The organism is Robertmurraya sp., from assembly GCF_036676585.1.
GTDB lineage: Bacteria > Bacillota > Bacilli > Bacillales > Cytobacillaceae > Robertmurraya_A.
The window spans coordinates 1-2,542 of record NZ_JAKFCQ010000203.1; the positions used below are offsets into that span (position 1 = coordinate 1).

A 2,542-nucleotide genomic window follows, 5' to 3' on the forward strand; every position below is an offset into this window, starting at 1 on the left:
TCTGGTAATAATGGCGAGAAGGTCACACCCGTTCCCATACCGAACACGGAAGTTAAGCTTCTCAGCGCCGATGGTAGTTGGGACTTTGTCCCTGTGAGAGTAGGACGTTGCCAGGCACACGAAGCACAACCTGATAAAGGTTGTGCTTTTTTCTATGTGTGCCAGGCATGGCAACTATCTAGGTGGTGAAAGTCCACTGTGGGGGTACACATCGACCAACCACTAAGGAAGCGCAAGGTACTTGCCGTGAGGTAAGGGCTGGAGGAAGCGTGGAATAAAATCTTGGCTCGACGAACAGAAATCTGATATCAAGGCTTTACAAAGGGATAAGGCTCCATAACAAGTCAAAGTCCAAAAAGATGTGCGTAACTTTGTAGAGTAAATCAGGCGAGTAAAAGAGGAAAGATAGTTGTCTTACCCTGGGAGGTCTTGCGGATGTACGAAAGTATAGTCGAAAAAGGTTAGCCGCAAGAAGTCAGCAGAAGCCATAGTAGTGAATAAACTCATGAAGGGCTGAACAATTTATAGTGTTTCAACACCACGAATGCGTAAGTGACGTACTCCGAATGTATTAATGACGAAAGTATGAGCGTATCTCAAAGGCTAATCAAAAATGGAGCTATCACTTACTACGTGAGATGGAAGGAGAAACGAGTGTGGAACTTTTAGAACAGATTCTAAGTAATCAAAATATGAACGAAGCCTATTTGCGTGTCTATAAAAATAAAGGTGCAAGTGGGGTCGATGGAGTAACTGTCCATGAACTGAAGCAATATCTGAAAGAGAACAAGGATGAGTTGCGTCAGCGCATCAGAACAAGAAAATACCAACCACAAGCTGCCTTAAGAGTGGAGATCCCAAAAGAAAACGGCAAGATGCGCAAGTTGGGAATACCAACAGTAGTGGATAGAGTAGTTCAACAAGCCATTCATCAAGTTCTTAGTCCAATATTTGAAAAGCAATTCAGTGAATACAGTTACGGCTTTAGACCAAAAAGAAGCTGTGAGATGGCTATTATACAAAGCCTGGAATATATGAATGAGGGACACGATTGGGTAGTAGACATTGATCTTGAAAGATTCTTCGATACAGTCCATCACGATAAACTCATGCGCATAATTGCCAACACAATAGATGATGGTGATGTTATTTCGTTAATCAGAAAATACTTAGTCAGTGGAGTTATGGTGAAAGGAAAATATGAAGAAACTCCCGTTGGGACTCCGCAAGGAGGTAACCTAAGCCCATTATTGAGTAATATTATGTTAAATGAACTCGATATGGAACTAGAGAAAAGAGGACTAAGGTTCGTGAGATACGCTGATGACGCTCTCATCTTTGTAAAGAGTGAGGCAGCAGCAAACAGGGTAATGAAATCAATCGTGAGATTTATAGAAGAAAAATTAGGATTAGTAGTCAATGTGGAGAAGAGCAAAATTTCTCGTCCAAGAGATCTAAAATTCTTAGGATTTGGGTATTTTTACGATATTAAAAACAAGAGGTATCAAGTAAAACCCCATCCCATGTCAATACAGAAGTTCCAAAGAAAGCTTCGAATATTAACAAAGAGAAGCTGGAGTGTTCCGTTAGACTTCCGAATTTTAAAACTCAAACAAGTCATACTTGGGTGGGTTAATTACTTTAGAATCTCGAATATGAAAACAGCAATAAATGAGATAGATATGAAGCTTCGCTCCAGAATTAGAGTTATCATCTGGAAGCAATGGAAGGTACCAAGGAAACAAATAAAATCGCTTATTCAATTAGGAATACCTGAGGAAGAAGCGAAAGGGTTAACTTTCTGTCGAAGGGGTTATCGGTTCATTGGACTATCAAAGGTTGTCCAAAGAGCAATCTCAAACAAAAGACTAAAGCAGAGGGGATTACCTTCTGCTTTAGATCATTATCTAAAAGTACACACTGTAATATAAATTGAACCGCCGTATACGGAACCGTATGTACGGTGGTGTGAGAGGGGCGAAAATAATCAACTTATTTTCCCTCTACTCGATTTTTTGGGTTTATAGAAGGAGGTACTTTGACCTGAATTTGGATATAACTGGAACAATATAATAAGTTGGAATATTATTATTATAATGAGACTACCATTTGAGTCTATTAATATAAGGGGTACAGAATTACTCATAATGGGCACGAAAAGAAAAATGGTCAGGTAATAAGGTGGGGGTTACTATTCCCTATTACTTTTTACTAGAGATTGCTAGATTACTAACAAACACTCTGACCAATCTAGGAGGAGAGAATTATGAGAAAATGTAAAGTTCTTTTTAGCTTAATTGTTCTAATGCTTATTCTTACTGCTTGCAACTATCCAACACTTGAAAAAGCCATTGCTGAGACAATTCCATTCGAAGTTCAAGAAGTTTTGTACAAGAAAAAAAGTGATGGAATGACAATCGTTCTCTACACTACAAAAGCAGAAGGAAAAGAAGTGGAACATATTAAAGAGCCGGTACTGGGTGTCTCTTTCTTTGAAGGGAACGATGAAAAAGGGTGGAAAAATGATGGTCCAAATGGCTGG

At 39.2% G+C, this 2,542-nt stretch carries 1 protein-coding gene, 1 rRNA gene and 1 pseudogene; all 3 read left to right on the plus strand.

Features of this window, described 5'->3' with window-relative positions:
• Window positions 1-116 (plus strand): 5S ribosomal RNA (rrf, locus tag ACGLXV_RS24600).
• Between the two features lie 540 nt (window positions 117-656).
• Window positions 657-1,931, plus strand: a complete 1,275-nt coding sequence (gene ltrA / locus ACGLXV_RS24605) for a group II intron reverse transcriptase/maturase (protein WP_391560709.1) — start codon at window positions 657-659, stop codon at window positions 1,929-1,931.
• Window positions 1,932-2,266: 335 nt separating this feature from the next.
• Window positions 2,267-2,542 (plus strand): annotated as a pseudogene (locus ACGLXV_RS24610) (hypothetical protein); the annotation flags it as partial.